This is a genomic window from Chitinophaga sp. CF418 (assembly GCF_900142925.1).
Classification (GTDB): Bacteria; Bacteroidota; Bacteroidia; order Chitinophagales; family Chitinophagaceae; genus Chitinophaga.
On sequence record NZ_FRCN01000018.1, the window covers coordinates 15,670 to 32,083 of the forward strand.

Below are 16,414 nucleotides of genomic sequence, written 5' to 3' on the forward strand. Positions count from 1 at the left end.
ATTTGCTGCAGATGATGTAACACAATGATTTGATTTTTGTTAAAAGGATGTAAAAAAAATTGTTACAACATTGATAATAACATATTTCTTTCTATTTTTGTGATAGAAATTTAAAAGTAACCAGAAACACAAACATCTTGAAAGCTTGCCATCAATCGGATGCAATGTGAATCTGGAAACTAAAGACATTCTCGAATTCAACTTTTTTGGGGTTAACAAACAATGGATGAAAGGCCGGCTCTTGATTCTTCTCGGGCTGGCTCTTTTTTTTGCCCTACCTCAAACAGATTGTTCCTTAATACATAATTATCGTCTGCTATTATCCCCTGGTTGGCACCGGGGCTACAAATGCACAATTCGCCTGGTGGCTAAATTAGTCTACGCGAGCTTCCCCCCAGGAATTTAACCTGATTCCCTTTATCCCCTGCATTTTCTCACTGATCTTCCTTAGCTACCGCTTACCTTTAATTTCCCTTAAAACTTTGTACTAATAGGGGTAGTTGCTCTGTTTTCTTGGAAGCAACAGCTATATTTGTGCTCCTTAGGATAAAACATTCACAGCCCGACTTAAGATATGTTCAAGAAAATTTTTGCAAATAATGAGGAGAAAGCAGAGATGTCTTTCTTTGACCACCTGGAAGACCTGCGCTGGCATATAGTGCGTTCGATCATTGCGCTGATAGTAGTGAGCATTTTCGGATTTGTGTATACCAAAGAAATACTGGACGATGTGATCTTTGGCCCAACAAACGCTAATTTCCCTTCATATGTGGCCTTATGTAAGCTGGGCCACCTGGTTGGATTAGGTGATAAATTATGTATCACACCTGTGCCCATCGTCTTTCAGAACCACATCCTGGTAGGTCAGGTGATGTTGCAGTTCAAACTCGCATTTATATTCGGCCTGGTAGTGGCGTTCCCCTATATTTTCTGGGAGTTCTGGAGCTTCATTAAACCAGCCCTGAAGGAGCGTGAATTAAAAGGTGCACGGGGTATCATTTTCTGGGTATCGTTCCAGTTCTTCCTGGGTATTGCCTTCAGTTATTTCCTGATGGCGCCTTTTACCATCAACTTCCTGGCGGGATATACTGTTACAGATAAGGCGGTCAACCAGTTTTTCATTGACGATTATTTTGGATTGATGACCCAGATCGTATTAGGGATGGGGGTGTTATTTGAGTTACCGATCCTGGTTTTCTTCCTGACAAAGATCGGTTTCATCACTCCGGCTTTCCTGCGTACTTACAGAAGGCATGCGATAGTAGTGATACTGGTACTGGCAGCCGTTATCACACCTCCGGATGTGATAGATCAGCTGATAGTATTTACGCCATTGTATCTTTTATACGAAATAAGTATTTATATTTCAGGTAGAGCGTTGAAAGGAATGGAGAAGGCAGAGAACGAAGTAGAAGAATGGTCTTAATCTGACGCGTGTTAATAAGGCATAACGCGGAATGTCCCTTGTGAAATCACATAGGATATTCCGCGTTGGGCTTTCTAAGTCTTTGCTTCACTTTTTAAATTTTTGTTTTATGTCATCACAACCATTATTTAATCTTACGCTGCCGGTAGCCGTAGGCTCTGACCATGCAGGATTTGAATATAAAGAAGAGATTATCTCTTACCTGGAAGGCAAGGGACTGAAAGTAAAGGATGTGGGTGCACATTCAAGCGATGCTGCAGATTATCCTGATTTTGCACATCCGGTAGCCACGTTGGTAGAAAGGGAGCAGGCAGCTTTTGGTATCCTGGTATGTGGTAGTGGTAACGGTGTTGCCATCACGGCAAACAAACATCAGGGCATACGGGCCGCTATCTGCTGGGGAGAGGAATTGTCGCGCCTGGCGCGTGCTCACAACAATGCGAACGTACTGTGTATTCCTGCACGTTTTGTAGATGATAGTGTTGCAAAACAAATTGTAGATGTATTCATTGATACACAATTTGAAGGTGGTCGTCATGAAAACAGAGTGAGAAAAATAGCCTGTTTGTAAGCATAACAAGGTCAGCCTTACATGATAACAAACGCTGATTACCGCTATATAGAAAAAGCGATAATCGGCGTTTATTATTTATATATTATAACCCCGCCTTTTTTTGGTAAATACAATTGCTTTCATTAAATTGTGTTAAGAGTCAGTCAGTTGGATGTTTTTAGTTCGTATTGCATTAGCATATTCAATGTGTGTGTTTAAGTATTTGATAGACCCAATAAAGTAAACTAAGAGATCATTTTTTGCACCTAACAAATCAGATACTTGAAAATCGGGAAAAGGAAATCAGTTAAGAAAAAATAAGAAAACAATTCAGGAACCGTAAGAGAGAGTCACAGTATTCCCCCAGTACACTAACCAAAAAAATAAAATTTTATGGAAGCACCTCTAGTAATTAGGTGGCGTAGTCCTGACTTTTCCGGAAAGTCTCAGGCAGGTCATGCCCGAACGCAGTTACAATCTATTTTCTGTATTACATAACATGTGGACAATGTAGCAAAGTGTACTATTAGTTTGAGAAAGCAGCCGTCAGTTATTATTCCCCCAAGTATCATTCGAATGTTCATTTCTGCGCACATGAATTGATAAACTGTTTGTACAATTTAACACCCTTACATATGATAATTGACATTTACAACAATAACTGTTTCCCTTAAAGCAGGTTTATCAGCTGAATCAACAATTATTTCAGATGCTTAAACTATCACCATTATGTCATCCACAGAATTTAATACGTTGCTGCTGGGAAATGCCGATTTTCTCAGACCGTATGCAGTTACCTTGACGAAAGATTCGGAATCTGCGAAAGACCTCTACCAGGAAACGCTGTTCCGGGCGCTGGCCAATCGGGATAAATACCTGGCAGGGACCAATATCAGGGCATGGCTGTATACAATTATGCGCAATATCTTCATCAACAATTACCGGCGTGGGAACAGGCAGTTCCGCTTGCTGGATAATTCCGCCGGAGAATATCTGCTGCATCAGCAACAACCCTGCATCGGTAATTCTGCAGAGACCAATCTGCGCATCAAAGATGTACATATGGCGGTTTATAACCTCCCCATAATATTTAAACAGCCTTTCATGCTTTATTTTGAAGGGTATAAGTATTACGAAATAGCAGCTATGTTAAATGAGCCTCTTGGGACAGTAAAAAGCCGCATTCATTTTGCCCGTAAAATGTTAAAATCACGTATTGCAAGATATTGACCCCTTCCGGAAAAGGGGAAAGGATATGCCCGCGGAAATCACGCGTGGCAGCAGGTCTGTGTCCTTTCTCCTTTTTCCTTTTCTCCCTTTATGCATTCTTTCGTAATTTTATGCCTTCCCTTTTAAATATTCAAACATCATTTCCCGGGTGAAAGACAGGGATTTTTAATAAATCGAATGAAGGCAAATTATTTAGATGAATTGAATGAGCGGCAACGCGAAGCAGCAGAACATATCAATGGACCGCTGATGATTGTGGCTGGCGCCGGCTCTGGTAAAACCAAAGTGCTGACTACCCGTATCGCACACCTGTTGCGCAACGGGGTAGACGCGTTTAATATCCTGTCGCTTACATTTACGAATAAGGCCGCCCGCGAAATGAAAGAGCGTGTGGAAAAGATCCTGGGAGGTACGGAAGCCCGTAACCTCTACATCGGTACTTTCCACTCGGTATTTGCCCGCCTGCTGAGAGCGGAGGCACATCGTCTCGGTTATCCGAACGACTTTACCATCTATGATTCAGATGATGCCAAAAGCGTGCTTAAAACCATCATAAACGAGCAGAATCTGGACGATAAGCACTATAAGCCTGCCTTAGTATATAACCGCATTTCTGCGGCTAAAAACAGCCTTATGGGGCCTGAGGAGTACCAGCATGACTATGCCGTTCAGCAGGAAGATATGCGGGCCAACAGACCGCTTACCGGAAAGCTGTACGATATGTACGCCAAACGTTGCTTTAAGAACGGCGCCATGGACTTTGACGACCTGCTGTTCAAAATGTATGTGTTGCTGAAAAGCTTCCCGGAAGTACTACATAAATACCAGCACAAGTTCAAATATATCATGATCGATGAGTACCAGGATACCAACCCTGCCCAGTACGAGATCATCAAGCTGTTAGGCGCTGCCCATGAAAATATTTGTGTGGTGGGAGACGATGCCCAGAGTATCTATTCCTTCCGCGGTGCTACCATCCAGAATATCCTCCAGTTTGAAAAGGACTATGGGGATGCAAAGGTGGTGAAACTGGAACAGAACTACCGTAGTACCAAATCCATCCTCAATGTAGCCAACGAGGTGATCGCCAATAACAAGGGCCAGATTGAAAAGAACCTCTGGACAGACAATGCCGACGGGGAAAAGATCAAACTGGTGCGCACCATGACCGACAATGAGGAAGGTAAGTTCGTGGCAGATACCATCGCCGAGCAGAAACTGCGCAATCATTACGCCAACAGGGACTTTGCCATCCTGTACCGTACGAATGCCCAGAGCCGTGCCTTTGAGGAAAACCTGCGCCGTAAAGCGATCCCTTACCGCATTTTCGGAGGCCTGTCCTTCTATCAGCGTAAGGAGATCAAGGACTTTATTGCTTACCTGCGTATCGTTACCAATCCGCAGGAAGAGGAAAGCCTGAAACGTATCATTAACTACCCGGTGCGTGGCATCGGTAAAACCACGGTAGATAAGGTATCTGTTCTGGCCAATGATCAGAATATCACTTTCTGGAATGTACTGGAAAGGGCGCAGGAGTTCGGGTTTAAATCCGGTACACTGGAAGCCATAGAGAGTTTCGTGATCATGGTTCGCAGCTTCCAGGCGATGCTGGGGAAACATAATGCTTATGACATTGCTTTACAGGTTGGTAAATCTACCAACATTGTAAAGGAACTGTTCAACGATAAAACGACAGAAGGCCTGGCCCGTTACGAGAACATCCAGGAATTGCTGAACTCCATCAAGGAATTTACCGAAACACCTACGGAAGACGGTGAGCTGGTGGAATCAGAGAAATCCCTGGGTAGCTACCTGCAGCAGATCACCCTGCTGACAGATGCAGATAAAGGGAATGATGAGGATAGCGATGTAGTGAAACTGATGACCATCCACGCAGCGAAGGGGCTGGAATTCCCGGTGGTATTCTCTGTAGGGCTGGAAGAAAACCTCTTCCCAAGCGGCCTGTCTATCAACTCCAGGGAAGAACTGGAGGAAGAGCGCCGTCTGTTCTATGTAGTGATCACCCGTGCGAAAGCCCGCCTGTTCCTGACTTATGCGAATAGCAGGTATCGTTTCGGACAGCTGGTAAACAATGAGTCCAGCCGTTTCCTGGAAGAGATGCCTGAAAAATACATCGACCGCAGTTATGCCGGCGGCGGAAATGTGAACCGTAGCCCAATCAATAGCGGCAACGGCTTATGGGGCAACAGTGGCGGTGGCAACATGTTTGACCGCATGCAGAAGAAATCGCCCCAGGCAGCACAGCAGCCAGCAGGTCCCCGTCCTGCGCCAAGACCTGTTCCAAACGCGGCCCCCGGCAACCATGTACCTTCTCCCAACTTTACCCCGGATGATCCGGCTATTATGGAGCCAGGCATGGAAGTGGAACACCAGAAGTTTGGTTTTGGCACCATCCATACCCTCGAAGGACCGATGAACAACCGTATTGCTACGGTGAACTTCCCTAAGGGTGGCGGCGAAAAGAAGATCATGCTGAACTACGCCCGCCTGATGATCGTTAAAAAATAACCGTACTATAACTGGCTGCAAGAGAAGGAAGCTCCGTCTCTTGCAGCTTTTATTTATACCGATATGTCCTCCGCCATACTGAAACTGCGTCATTATTGTGCTTACCAGGAGCGCTGCCACAGCGAGGTAAAATACAAGTGCATCGAGCTGGGGCTGCGTGGTGAAGAGATCGATGTAGCTATTGCTGACCTGATCTCGGAGAATTTCCTGAACGAAGAGCGCTTTGCCCGCGCCTTTGCCGGGGGAAAATTCCGTACAAAACAGTGGGGCCGGAAGAAGATAGTGGTAGAGCTGAAGCAGCGGCAGGTATCTGAATATTGTATCAGGAAGGGCATGGAGGAGATCGATGATGCAGACTATGACAAGACCTTAAGCAGCCTGGCAGCTAAGAAATATGCTTCTCTGAAGGGAGAACAGTATCTCAAAAGGAAGTATAAAACCATGCAATACCTGCTCCAGAAAGGGTACGAACCGGAGCTGATCCAGGACATCGTTGAACAAATCGCAAAAGAACCCGGATAGATAGCGGATAATTTTCATAGTTTTTAAACGAAGTCATCGTAATTTGCAAGAAGGAATTTAACAGAAAAATTATGTCAGATCTGAAGGTAACGCTTATACAGACCAACCTGCACTGGGAAAATATAGAGGAAAATCTTCGCATGTTCGATGACAAGATCAATGCTATTCAGGAACGGACGGAGATAGTGGTACTGCCGGAAATGTTCAGTACAGGCTTTAGTATGGCTCCTGAAAGGCTGGCACAGACCATGGACGGCAGTGCCGTACAGTGGATGAAGAAGAAGGCTGCTGAGAAGAATATTATTCTGACCGGAAGCCTGATCATTGAAGAGAACGGACATTACTGGAACCGCCTGCTCTGGATGCAGCCTAATGGTGTATACGGCACCTACGATAAACGTCATCTGTTTGGCTATGGCGGAGAGCATGAGCATTACCAGCCGGGGGACAAACGCCTGATTGCCCAGGTAAAGGGTTGGAAGATCTGCCTGAATGTTTGTTATGACCTGCGCTTCCCGGTATGGTCCAGGAATGCGATCGTTCCAGAAACCGGTGCTCCGGCTTACGATGTACTGATCAATGTGGCCAACTGGCCCGAGCGGAGAAGTACCCCATGGAAAACACTGATCCATGCCCGCGCTATTGAGAATCAATGTTATGCCATTGGTGTAAACAGGGTGGGTAACGACGGCAACAATATTTACCACAGCGGCGATTCCAGCCTGATCGATCCACTGGGAGAGATCCTTTACAGGAAATCGCACGATGAGGATATTTTTACTACTACACTAGAACGCTCCCGCCTGGACGAGGTAAGGAAGAACTTTCCTTTCCTGAAGGATGCAGATAAATTCCAGGTATTTTAATTAATGTTGAAGGCTATACATCATATTGCTATCATTTGCGCTGACTATGAGCGAAGTAAGCGTTTTTATACAGAAGTGCTCGGACTGAAGATCATCCGCGAAGTATACCGGCTGGAACGCCGGTCATACAAGCTGGACCTGGCTCTGAACGGGCACTATGTGATAGAATTGTTTTCCTTTCCTGACCCGCCGCCAAGAGTAAGCGGGCCGGAAGCCGTTGGATTGAGGCACCTGGCCTTTTCAGTGAATAATATTGAACAGGTGGTAGCCCATCTTAAAACCCATAATGTAACTCCCGAGCCTATACGCACAGATCCTTACACCGGCAGGCGGTTCACCTTTTTTACGGACCCTGACGGCCTGCCATTGGAATTATACGAAGTGTAACGCAGTTCATAGAATTTGCCGGCTGGTATTGACTATGACTGTTATCATAGATACTAAAAACATTGTCAATGCTTAGGGCCTACATTAATACGCGGATTTTCACAGGAGATTTATGGCTGGATGGCTATGCCGTTGTTACTGGCCAGGGACGCATACAGCAGGTATTGCCACAGGCGCAGATACCTGCAGATGCTGAGCTGACCGATCTGAAAGGGGCTATTCTGGCGCCGGGTTTCATTGATCTGCAGATCTATGGTGGTAACGGCAAGCTATTCCCTTTTACCCCGGATAGCGCTACTTTAAAAGCTACCTATGAATATTGTAGTGCCGGTGGCGCCGCTTTCTTTCTGCCTACCATTCCTACACATTCTTCTGAAGTGATAAGGAAGTCTATTGAAGCCGTAAGACAATACTGGGAGGAAGGCGGAAAAGGCGTATTGGGTCTTCACCTGGAAGGACCGTTCATTAATCCGGAGAAAAAAGGAGCACACCTTACCCAATATATCAAACAACCTACTGCTGCCGATATCAATGAATTGCTGGCTCTCGGGAAGGGCGTCATTAAAATGATGACCCTCGCGCCTGAACGCTGCGATCCTGCCCTGGTAAAGCAGTTACAGGATGCCGGTGTGGTGGTTTCCGCCGGGCATAGCAATGCCGATTATGCCACTGCCTACAAATCATTTGAAGATGGCATCACGACCACCACACATCTTTTCAATGCCATGTCTCCCTTGCAGAGCCGTGCCCCTGGCATGGTAGGCGCTATCTATGATCATCCTTCCGTACATGCCAGCATCGTAGCTGATGGCATACACGTAGACTTTAATGCAGTACGTATCAGTAAAAAAGTGATGGGCGAACGTCTGTTCCTGATAACAGATGCTGTAGTGGCCTGCGCTGAAGGAGACTATATATATGTGGAAGAGCCGGACCGTTATGTGAATGCCCAGGGAGTACTGGCAGGCTCCAGGCTTACCATGCATAAGGCCGTAAAGAACTGTATTACCAAGGTGGGGATCTTGCCTGAAGAAGCACTGCGTATGGCTTCTACCTACCCGGCTATTGTTGCCGGCGTATCCCATGAGCTGGGCAAAATAGCCCCCGGTTATCTGGACACTATGGTAGTTTTGGACACAGACTGGGAGTTGAAACATTTAATTGGGTTATCTTAGCGGTTTCAACCTGTAATTTTCATGGGCATCATACACTACTTTAAGAAAGACCAGTACAAGAACTTGTTTCTCCTGGTATGGCTTTTACTTGGACTGATACAGGCTGGGTTTACCGAGTTGATGGATGATGAGGCCTATTATTGGGTATACTCCCGTCACCTTGACTGGGGCTATTTTGATCATCCACCCATGGTGGCTTTGCTGATCAAAATTGGATATGGACTGTTCCATAATGAGTTTGGTGTTCGTTTATGCATGGTGATCCTTAGTCTTCTGACGCTGATTATTACCGACAAACTGATACCCCGCCGAGACAACCGGTTGTTCTACCTGTTACTCTGTGTCATGGCGGCCATGCAATTGGGTGGTATGCTGGCAGTACCGGATGTACCGCTGGTCTTTTTTGCCTCCCTCTATTTTCTCTTCTACCGCAATTTCCTGGAACGGCAGAGCTGGAAGAATACCCTGTTGCTGGCATTGAGTATGGCCCTGATGTTCTATAGCAAATACCATGGTATTCTGCTTGTAGCCTTCACAGTTATCTCCAACCTGAACCTGCTGCGGGTATTTAAGTTTTACATTGCCTGTATCATTACCGCTATACTATTCCTGCCACATCTTTACTGGCAGTATACACACGATTTCCCCTCATTGCAATACCACCTGGTGGAAAGGAATGCCAGCACTTATCAGTTTGGTTTTACCATCGAGTATATTCTGGGTCAGTTGGCTTTATTCGGTCCTGTTGCCGGATGGCTGGTGTTATACTATGCCTTTGTCTGTCCTATCCAGAGCGCGTTTGAAAGAGCATTGAAGTTTTGTTTGGTAGGTGTGCTGGGTTTCTTCCTGTTAAGTACTTTTAAGGGTAGGGTAGAATCCAACTGGACGGTAATGTTGTTTACTCCGGCAATGGTACTGGCGCATCAGTCGGTACGCCGTAAACGCTCATTGAAATGGTCTCTCAGGATATTGCCATACCTGGCTATATTCACGCTGATCCTGGTATTGGCTACCAGGGTCTATATGATATGGGACTTTATGCCAGGTGTGGAGATACGTCCGGAGATACATCACAATAAACCCTGGGCAGAAGAGATCAGGCAGCATGCTGCCGGTCGTCCGGTAGTGTTCATCAACAGTTATCAATGGCCTTCAAAGTATATGTTCTACAGTGGTGAGCAGGCGTATGTAGTCAACAACCGCTATACCCGCCGGAACCAGTATAACTATTGGGATACTGAAAAACAGCTGTGGGGCAAGCCTGTGATGATTGTTTTTACGCCTGACAACAAATTGCCGGTAACAGATAGTTTCAATACAGTTAAAGGCCCCTGGAGCGCTTACGATGAGGATCACCATTATTCCTATTCGCTGATCACACTGGTGCCTGCCTTGAAATATGTGAAGGTGAAACGGGGTGAACGTATGCCTTTCATCCTGCAGCTAAAGAATGGCTACAATGTACCGGTACCAGTGGATAAGGAGCATGAGGCTGTAATAGGATATGCGTTTGCCAGGAAGGAAGAAGTTTTGGGAGGAGTGAAATCAGACCTGACTTTAAGCCGGGCAATTGAGCGGCGTATCATCCGTATGGAAGTGATCATGCCGGATCAGCCGGGAACCTATCAATTGAAGTTCTGTGTATTTGCAGGAATATTTTTCCCGACACATAATAGCCAGACAGTAACAGTAGTAGTCGAATAAGACAATAAAAAAAAGGATCAGGGATTACATGAACGCGAATATCGCAGCATGCAATCCCTGATCCTTTTTCTTTTTATGCTTTACTGCTGGAAAGCATTCCAGCCTTGTGCTACCAGTTTGAATTTATTACCGCCTTTAGTCAGGATATGGGCGCCTTCACTGATGTCTGTCATATACCCGATCACACTGATCTGCTCAGATAAGACGATCTTATCATAATCCTCTTGTTTCATTGTAAAGAGCAGTTCATAATCCTCTCCTCCGCTAAGCGCTGCCGCTGTAGGATCGAGAGAGAATTTCAGTGCCATTTCCTTTGTTTCGTTGGCGATAGGGATCTTCTCTTCATATAACACTACTCCAAGGTTACTCTGCTTACAGATATGCAGGATCTCTGAGCTGAGGCCATCACTTACATCCATCATTGCGGTAGGCTGGATATCCTGTTCCTGCAGGAAATCGATGATATCACGACGGGCCTCCGGTTTCAGCTGACGCCCGATAATGTAAGTCTGGTCTTCCAGGTCGGGTTGCAGCTGCGGACTTTCCAGGTAGATCTGTTTCTCTCTTTCCAGGAGTGTGAGTCCGAGGTAAGCCGCACCCAGGTCGCCGGATACACAGAGCAGGTCTCCTTTCTGGGCTGTGGAGCGTTTTACGAATTTGTCGGGCGCTACTTCACCGATAGCCGTTACGCTGATCACGAAGCCTTTCTGGGAAGAGGAGGTGTCTCCACCTATCAGGTCTACACCATATTTTTCGCAGGCAGCATATACGCCTTCATAAAATTCATTGAGCGCATCTACAGAGAAGCGGTTGCTGAACGCAATACTCATGGTGATCTGAGTAGGGGTAGCGTTCATGGCATATATGTCGGAAAGGTTAACTACGACTGATTTATAGCCCAGGTGTTTCAGGGGTGTATACATCAGGTCAAAGTGGATGCCTTCTACCAGCATATCAGTGGATATAACCGTCTGACGGCCAAAATGATCAATAACAGCAGCATCATCACCTACCCCCAGAATGGTACTGGCCTGCTGGATCTCTATATTCTTCGTAAGCAATTCTATTAGTCCGAACTCGCCGAGCGAGTTTATCTCTGTTCTTTCGTCACTCATGGTGTATGATATTAGATCAGTATTTTCCGTTTACAATGTTGATCAATGGCTCATGAATAAGACCATTGGTAGCAATCAGCGTACGCTGGTAAGGAGAGTAGCGGTGACCTTTGAAGTCGGTAACCTTGCCCCCTGCTTCCTCTACGATAAGGAATCCCGCAGCAGCGTCCCAGGCATTGAGGCTATGCTCATAATATCCATCAAAGCGGCCGGCAGCTACCCAGCAGAGATCGATAGCAGCGGAACCCAGCCTGCGTACCGGTTGTCCCTGTTTTACGAAGTACTCAAACACATCAATCGGGCTGTGAGTATACTCCTTCCAGGTATATGGGAAGCCTGTTACCATGCAGGCCTTTTTCATTTCATCTTTGGTAGATACCCTGATGCGTTTGTCATTGAGGGTAGCGCCCTGTCCCTTTTCTGCAAAGAAGAACTCGTTCAGAAAAGGATTGTATACAGCCCCCATGATCATCTCTCCATCCTGCTCAATACCAATGGAAACACAACAGATCGGGATACCATGGGCGAAGTTCACCGTACCATCCAGGGGATCAATGATCCACTTGATGTTGGAATCTGAAGTGATCTCGCCAGACTCTTCACTGAGTATAAAGTGGTGGGGGAATGTTTCCCTGATCACACTGAAAATGGCAGTTTCTGCATTCTTATCAGCTTCTGTTACCAGATCATTCACGGAACTTTTGCTGGATATCTCGAAAGAGCCGTTAAAGTATTGCTTTAGAACATCTCCGCCGGCTTTTGTTGCGTTGAGTAGGGTAGCTTTTAACATGGGGCAAAGGTACGCGGGAATTTTTTTTCTAGCCATATCGTTTTTAGTAATATGTTTGTGTAAGATTGCCAGAGGTAAGATACCTGTAATTCAAAATCAAACCGTAGCAATCCGAAATTCGGCGTATTTTTGCAGTTAATAAATGAGAAGGTAAATTAATGGCCATTTTAGGAAATCTTATATCCAGGTCACTGCGCATCAGGAAGAAATTTACATTTAAGTTAGGGACACCTCGCCAATATCAGCTCCAGGTATTACACAGACTGCTGGCGAAGGCCAAGGACACTCAATTTGGACAGCATTATAAATTTCAAGAGCTCCTGAATAGTCCCAATGTAATGGCACAGTACCGTTCAACTGTACCTGTGCACAATTACAATAAGATGCATGCGGAATGGTGGCATAAGTGTCTGGAAGGGCAGGCGAATGTCAGCTGGCCTGAAAAGATAAAATACTTCGCGCTTAGCTCCGGTACATCGGAGTCGGCCAGTAAACACATACCTGTTACCCGGGATATGCTGAAAAACGTCAAGAAAGTGGGCGTAAAGCAGCTGTATTCCATGGCTAACTTCAATATTCCCCCCAAGTCCTTTACCAAAGGTATCCTGATGCTGGGTGGCACTACTGCCCTCTATGAGAAAGGAGACTACTATGAGGGTGATATGAGTGGTATCCAGGCGAAGAACATTCCCCGCTGGTTCAGACGTTTCTACAAACCCGGCGGTAATATCTCCAAAAAGCCAAACTGGGAACAGCGTATCAGGCTGATTGTCCGTAAGGCGCCACAGTGGGACGTAGGTACCGTATGTGGTGTGCCTGCCTGGGTACAGATCGTATTGGCCGAGATCATCAAATACCACGGGGTTAAAAATATTCATGAGATCTGGCCTAACCTGGCCGTATATATCCATGGTGGGGTGTCTTTCGAACCTTACCGGGAAAGTTTCCAGAAATTACTGGGCAAACCGATCAATTTCATTGAAACTTACATGGCTTCCGAAGGCTCTTTCGGCTTCCAGGCAAGACCTGGCGTAAGGGGCATCAAGCTGGTGCTGAACACCGGCATCTTCTATGAGTTCATTCCGTTCAATGAAGAAAACTTTACAGCAGACGGAGAGGTGAAGCCTAATCCGAAAGCGTATATGATCCATGAAGTGGTGGAAGATGTGGAATATGCTGTGATGCTTTCCACCTGTGCAGGGGCATGGCGTTACCTGATCGGGGATGTGGTGAAGTTCACCTCTGTAAAGGAACATGAGATCGTGATCGTTGGTCGTACCAAGCAGTTTCTGAGCCTTTGCGGGGAACACATGAGTATCGACAATATGAACAAGGCCATCGATATGGTGCAGAAGAAGATGGGCATCACCATCAAGGAGTTCACCGTAGCCGGTTTCCCTTATGAAAGCCTGTTTGCACACCGCTGGTATATTGGTACTGACGATGTGAATGTAGACGCTAACCGTGTCCGTGAGATCATCGATCAGACATTGGCCGATGTGAACGATGACTACGCAGTGGAAAGGACTTCAGCCCTGAAAGAATTGTTTGTGGAAGTATTGCCTAATGAGGTGTTCATTGATTACATGAGAGCGAAAGGAAAAGAAGGCGCCATGAACAAATTCCCACGTGTATTAAAAGGCGACAAGCTAAAAGACTGGGAACAGTTCCTGAGTGTAAAATCAGTCTGAGAAATTTAACGATTCTATAAATAAAAAGAGGGGTAACTTCAGCAATTAGGTTACCCTTTATTTTTTACATAAAGATAGCCGTAGCAGCGACGGCAATGGAATTTTGTAGCGCATGATAACAGCACTGGCACAGGGTATGGCGTTGGGCTTATTTCTATCAATTTCTGTAGGTCCCGTTATCTTCGCCATCATAAAGTACAGCATCAACAATGGATTTAAGGCAGGCGTCAGCTTCGCTTTAGGGGTATCATTCAGTGATATATTTTTTGTATTGACGGGAAACCTGGCAACAGCTTTCATTACCGGTCTGGAAGAATATAAAAAGTACATTGGCATCATTGGCGGTATCATGCTCGTATGTATGGGCATATACGGACTATTCTTTAAGAAGGTAATGATCAGTACCGGCGATGAACGACCGGAAATGTTCCGCACTCACGACTATCTGAAGATCTGGCTGGCCGGCTTCCTGATGAATACACTCAACCCGGGTGTGATCATCTTCTGGCTGGGAGTTTGTGTATCTTCCAGTTCTACTACGGTAGGGCATCGTATAATGATGTACACAACCGCTTTGATCTGGGTATTATCTACGGATATTCTGAAGGTATTTGTAGCTGATAAGATCAGGCACAAGCTGACCTTAAGCAATGTAGTATGGCTGAATAAGATTGCAGGCGCAAGCCTGATCCTGTTTGGGGTGATCCTGTTGTATAAGGTGCTGCTGGACCCGGGGAGCATCACACACTAATAAATAAAGCAATTGCCATAAAAAGAAAAGCCATTCATCGCGAATGGCTTTTTCTTTTTATTGGTGGTGATAAATTTCCTATTTGATAGTCCAGGTCTCTCTACCTGCCAGCAGTTTGTCCAGATCGCCGGGACCTTTCTGAGAGATGGCGCTCTCTACCTGGAAGTTCAGCTGCTCTTCATAAGTAGGACGGAAGGCCTGGTAGAACACGCCGAAAGGACGGGGAAGGTGACCTTCTATACGAGGATCGTCGAACATGCGGGTCAGGATCTGCGCTTTATAGAAGTCTTTCTCGTCATGGATCCAGAGGTCGCTGGCACTGTATTCTCCACCCAGTTCCACTACTACCGGCTTTAAGCCGTCCAGGCGGATACCTTTGTTCTTCTGGGCGCCGAATATCAGTGGCTGACCTTGTTCCAGGAACAGGGTTTCTTCCATTTTGCTGCCTTTCTCGGTAAAGATCTCGAATGCTCCATCGTTGAAGATGTTACAGTTCTGGTATATTTCCAGGAAGGAAGCTCCTTTATGTGCATGGCTGCGTTTCAGCAGTTCCTGCAGGTGTTTCGGATCGCGGTCCATACTGCGGGCAATGAAGGTAGCATCTGCACCTAATGCCAGCGCCAGCGGATTAAAAGGATGGTCGATGCTGCCGAAAGGAGTGGACTTGGTCACTTTGTTCTCTTCCGAAGTAGGAGAGTACTGACCCTTCGTCAAACCATAGATCTGGTTATTGAACAGCATGATATTGATGTCGAAGTTACGGCGCAGCAAATGGATGGTATGGTTACCACCAATGGAGAGCCCGTCACCGTCGCCGGTTACTACCCAAACGCTGAGTTCAGGGCGTACGGCTTTCAATCCGGAAGCAATAGCGGTAGCACGGCCATGGATCGAGTGCATACCGTAGGTGTTCATATAGTAAGGAAAACGCGATGAGCAACCGATACCGGATACGATCACGATATTTTCCTTTGGAATGCCCAGACCGGGCATGATAGTTTGTACTTGTTTTAAGATCGAATAATCTCCGCAACCCGGGCACCAGCGTACTTCCTGGTCCGTTGCAAAATCCTTCGCCGTTAACGCCTGCGGAGCTATAGTAGCTGTTGACATCTGAATGTTTTAAAGAAAAAGTGAAAAACGGTTGGCAAAGTTACGAATTGTTTATCCTCTGCGGTTTACGCAATAAGGAATACTTCTAACTATTCCCTTTTATGCCTGTTCCTGTTGTAGTAACGCCTCCCAGTATTCGGCTGCTCTCCTGGTATGTGGGATCACTATAGTACCGCCAACAATGTTGGCTACAGCAAAGATCTCATACATTTCTTCAGTGGTAATCCCCTGTTCATGGCATTTTCCAAGGTGGTATTTGATACAGTCATCGCAACGAAGTACCATCGATGAAACCAATCCCAGCATTTCCTTTACTTTGGTACTTAATGCGCCTTCTGCGTAGGTGTTTGTATCAAGATTAAATAAACGGTTAATGACCTTGTTCTGTTTACCCAGGATTACTTCGTTCATTTTGGCCCGGTAATCATTAAAAGCTTGTATCTCGTCTGCCATTTTATTGTTTGTTTACACACCTTAAAGCTATGAAACGATTCCCAAATATAAATCAATCTACTCGTTTAGTAGACTATGGCCCGGGGAGGCTAAAGTGGTGATTTATTTA

15 protein-coding genes are annotated in these 16,414 nt (G+C 45.9%); 11 read left to right on the forward strand and 4 right to left on the reverse strand.

Going from position 1 to position 16,414, the window contains the following annotated elements; genetic code table 11:
* Positions 1-574: 574 nt before the first annotated feature.
* The 9 genes from tatC (at position 575) to F3I09_RS30755 (ending at position 10,392) form a co-directional block, all read left to right on the forward strand.
* A complete protein-coding gene (gene tatC / locus F3I09_RS30715; protein WP_149698884.1) occupies positions 575-1,426 on the forward strand; it encodes a twin-arginine translocase subunit TatC in 852 nt (283 codons plus the stop codon).
* Positions 1,427-1,535: 109 nt separating this feature from the next.
* The gene (gene rpiB, locus F3I09_RS30720; protein WP_149698885.1) at positions 1,536-1,997 is read left to right on the forward strand and encodes a ribose 5-phosphate isomerase B; all 462 of its coding nucleotides are present in this window, start codon (positions 1,536-1,538) and stop codon (positions 1,995-1,997) included.
* A 711-nt stretch (positions 1,998-2,708) separates the two neighbouring features.
* A complete protein-coding gene (locus tag F3I09_RS30725) occupies positions 2,709-3,209 on the forward strand; it encodes an RNA polymerase sigma factor (RefSeq protein WP_106600349.1) in 501 nt (166 codons plus the stop codon).
* A gap of 177 nt (positions 3,210-3,386) precedes the next feature.
* Positions 3,387-5,738, forward strand: coding sequence for an ATP-dependent helicase (locus tag F3I09_RS30730; RefSeq protein WP_149698886.1), 2,352 nt, complete (start codon positions 3,387-3,389; stop codon positions 5,736-5,738).
* Positions 5,739-5,801: 63 nt separating this feature from the next.
* Positions 5,802-6,260, forward strand: a complete 459-nt coding sequence (locus F3I09_RS30735) for a regulatory protein RecX (protein WP_149698887.1) — start codon at positions 5,802-5,804, stop codon at positions 6,258-6,260.
* A gap of 71 nt (positions 6,261-6,331) precedes the next feature.
* Entirely contained in the window at positions 6,332-7,126 is a 795-nt protein-coding gene (locus F3I09_RS30740; RefSeq protein WP_149698888.1) for an amidohydrolase, read from the forward strand.
* A 3-nt stretch (positions 7,127-7,129) separates the two neighbouring features.
* Complete coding sequence (locus tag F3I09_RS30745; RefSeq protein WP_110053181.1) at positions 7,130-7,513, forward strand: VOC family protein; 384 nt, start codon at positions 7,130-7,132, stop codon at positions 7,511-7,513.
* Positions 7,514-7,581: 68 nt separating this feature from the next.
* Positions 7,582-8,688 carry an N-acetylglucosamine-6-phosphate deacetylase gene (gene nagA / locus F3I09_RS30750; RefSeq protein WP_149698889.1) on the forward strand — a complete coding sequence of 369 codons (1,107 nt, stop codon included), beginning with the start codon at positions 7,582-7,584 and terminating at the stop codon, positions 8,686-8,688.
* 21 nt (positions 8,689-8,709) lie between these two features.
* Positions 8,710-10,392, forward strand: coding sequence for a glycosyltransferase family 39 protein (locus F3I09_RS30755; RefSeq protein WP_149698890.1), 1,683 nt, complete (start codon positions 8,710-8,712; stop codon positions 10,390-10,392).
* A gap of 80 nt (positions 10,393-10,472) precedes the next feature.
* On the opposite strand, the gene thiL is transcribed toward F3I09_RS30755, so the two are convergent.
* Complete coding sequence (thiL, locus tag F3I09_RS30760; protein WP_149698891.1) at positions 10,473-11,507, reverse strand: thiamine-phosphate kinase; 1,035 nt, start codon at positions 11,505-11,507, stop codon at positions 10,473-10,475.
* A gap of 16 nt (positions 11,508-11,523) precedes the next feature.
* Entirely contained in the window at positions 11,524-12,333 is an 810-nt protein-coding gene (locus tag F3I09_RS30765; RefSeq protein ID WP_149698892.1) for an inositol monophosphatase family protein, read from the reverse strand.
* A 122-nt stretch (positions 12,334-12,455) separates the two neighbouring features.
* Between F3I09_RS30765 and F3I09_RS30770 the strand changes: the two genes are divergently transcribed.
* A complete protein-coding gene (locus F3I09_RS30770) occupies positions 12,456-13,988 on the forward strand; it encodes a GH3 auxin-responsive promoter family protein (protein WP_149698893.1) in 1,533 nt (510 codons plus the stop codon).
* A gap of 112 nt (positions 13,989-14,100) precedes the next feature.
* Positions 14,101-14,739 carry a LysE family translocator gene (locus tag F3I09_RS30775; protein ID WP_149698894.1) on the forward strand — a complete coding sequence of 213 codons (639 nt, stop codon included), beginning with the start codon at positions 14,101-14,103 and terminating at the stop codon, positions 14,737-14,739.
* Positions 14,740-14,817: 78 nt separating this feature from the next.
* On the opposite strand, the gene F3I09_RS30780 is transcribed toward F3I09_RS30775, so the two are convergent.
* Together F3I09_RS30780 and F3I09_RS30785 are read right to left on the reverse strand one after the other, a co-directional pair.
* Complete coding sequence (locus tag F3I09_RS30780) at positions 14,818-15,852, reverse strand: 2-oxoacid:ferredoxin oxidoreductase subunit beta (RefSeq protein ID WP_149698895.1); 1,035 nt, start codon at positions 15,850-15,852, stop codon at positions 14,818-14,820.
* 99 nt (positions 15,853-15,951) lie between these two features.
* Positions 15,952-16,305 (reverse strand): carboxymuconolactone decarboxylase family protein, encoded by a 354-nt coding sequence (locus tag F3I09_RS30785; protein WP_089834551.1) that lies wholly within the window; start codon positions 16,303-16,305, stop codon positions 15,952-15,954.
* Between the last annotated feature and the right edge of the window lie 109 nt (positions 16,306-16,414).

Excerpts from the sequence above, each read along its gene's own strand:
- F3I09_RS30765 (WP_149698892.1), bottom strand. The coding sequence starts at position 12,333 with ATGGCTAGAAAAAAAATTCCCGCGTACCTTTGCCCCATGTTAAAAGCT.
- F3I09_RS30730 (WP_149698886.1), top strand. The coding sequence starts at position 3,387 with ATGAAGGCAAATTATTTAGATGAATTGAATGAGCGGCAACGCGAAGCA.
- F3I09_RS30780 (WP_149698895.1), bottom strand. The coding sequence starts at position 15,852 with ATGTCAACAGCTACTATAGCTCCGCAGGCGTTAACGGCGAAGGATTTT.
- F3I09_RS30735 (WP_149698887.1), top strand. The coding sequence starts at position 5,802 with ATGTCCTCCGCCATACTGAAACTGCGTCATTATTGTGCTTACCAGGAG.
- F3I09_RS30740 (WP_149698888.1), top strand. The coding sequence starts at position 6,332 with ATGTCAGATCTGAAGGTAACGCTTATACAGACCAACCTGCACTGGGAA.
- F3I09_RS30755 (WP_149698890.1), top strand. The coding sequence starts at position 8,710 with ATGGGCATCATACACTACTTTAAGAAAGACCAGTACAAGAACTTGTTT.
- tatC (WP_149698884.1), top strand. The coding sequence starts at position 575 with ATGTTCAAGAAAATTTTTGCAAATAATGAGGAGAAAGCAGAGATGTCT.
- F3I09_RS30770 (WP_149698893.1), top strand. The coding sequence starts at position 12,456 with ATGGCCATTTTAGGAAATCTTATATCCAGGTCACTGCGCATCAGGAAG.
- F3I09_RS30725 (WP_106600349.1), top strand. The coding sequence starts at position 2,709 with ATGTCATCCACAGAATTTAATACGTTGCTGCTGGGAAATGCCGATTTT.
- rpiB (WP_149698885.1), top strand. The coding sequence starts at position 1,536 with ATGTCATCACAACCATTATTTAATCTTACGCTGCCGGTAGCCGTAGGC.
- F3I09_RS30785 (WP_089834551.1), bottom strand. The coding sequence starts at position 16,305 with ATGGCAGACGAGATACAAGCTTTTAATGATTACCGGGCCAAAATGAAC.
- F3I09_RS30775 (WP_149698894.1), top strand. The coding sequence starts at position 14,101 with ATGATAACAGCACTGGCACAGGGTATGGCGTTGGGCTTATTTCTATCA.
- thiL (WP_149698891.1), bottom strand. The coding sequence starts at position 11,507 with ATGAGTGACGAAAGAACAGAGATAAACTCGCTCGGCGAGTTCGGACTA.
- F3I09_RS30745 (WP_110053181.1), top strand. The coding sequence starts at position 7,130 with ATGTTGAAGGCTATACATCATATTGCTATCATTTGCGCTGACTATGAG.
- nagA (WP_149698889.1), top strand. The coding sequence starts at position 7,582 with ATGCTTAGGGCCTACATTAATACGCGGATTTTCACAGGAGATTTATGG.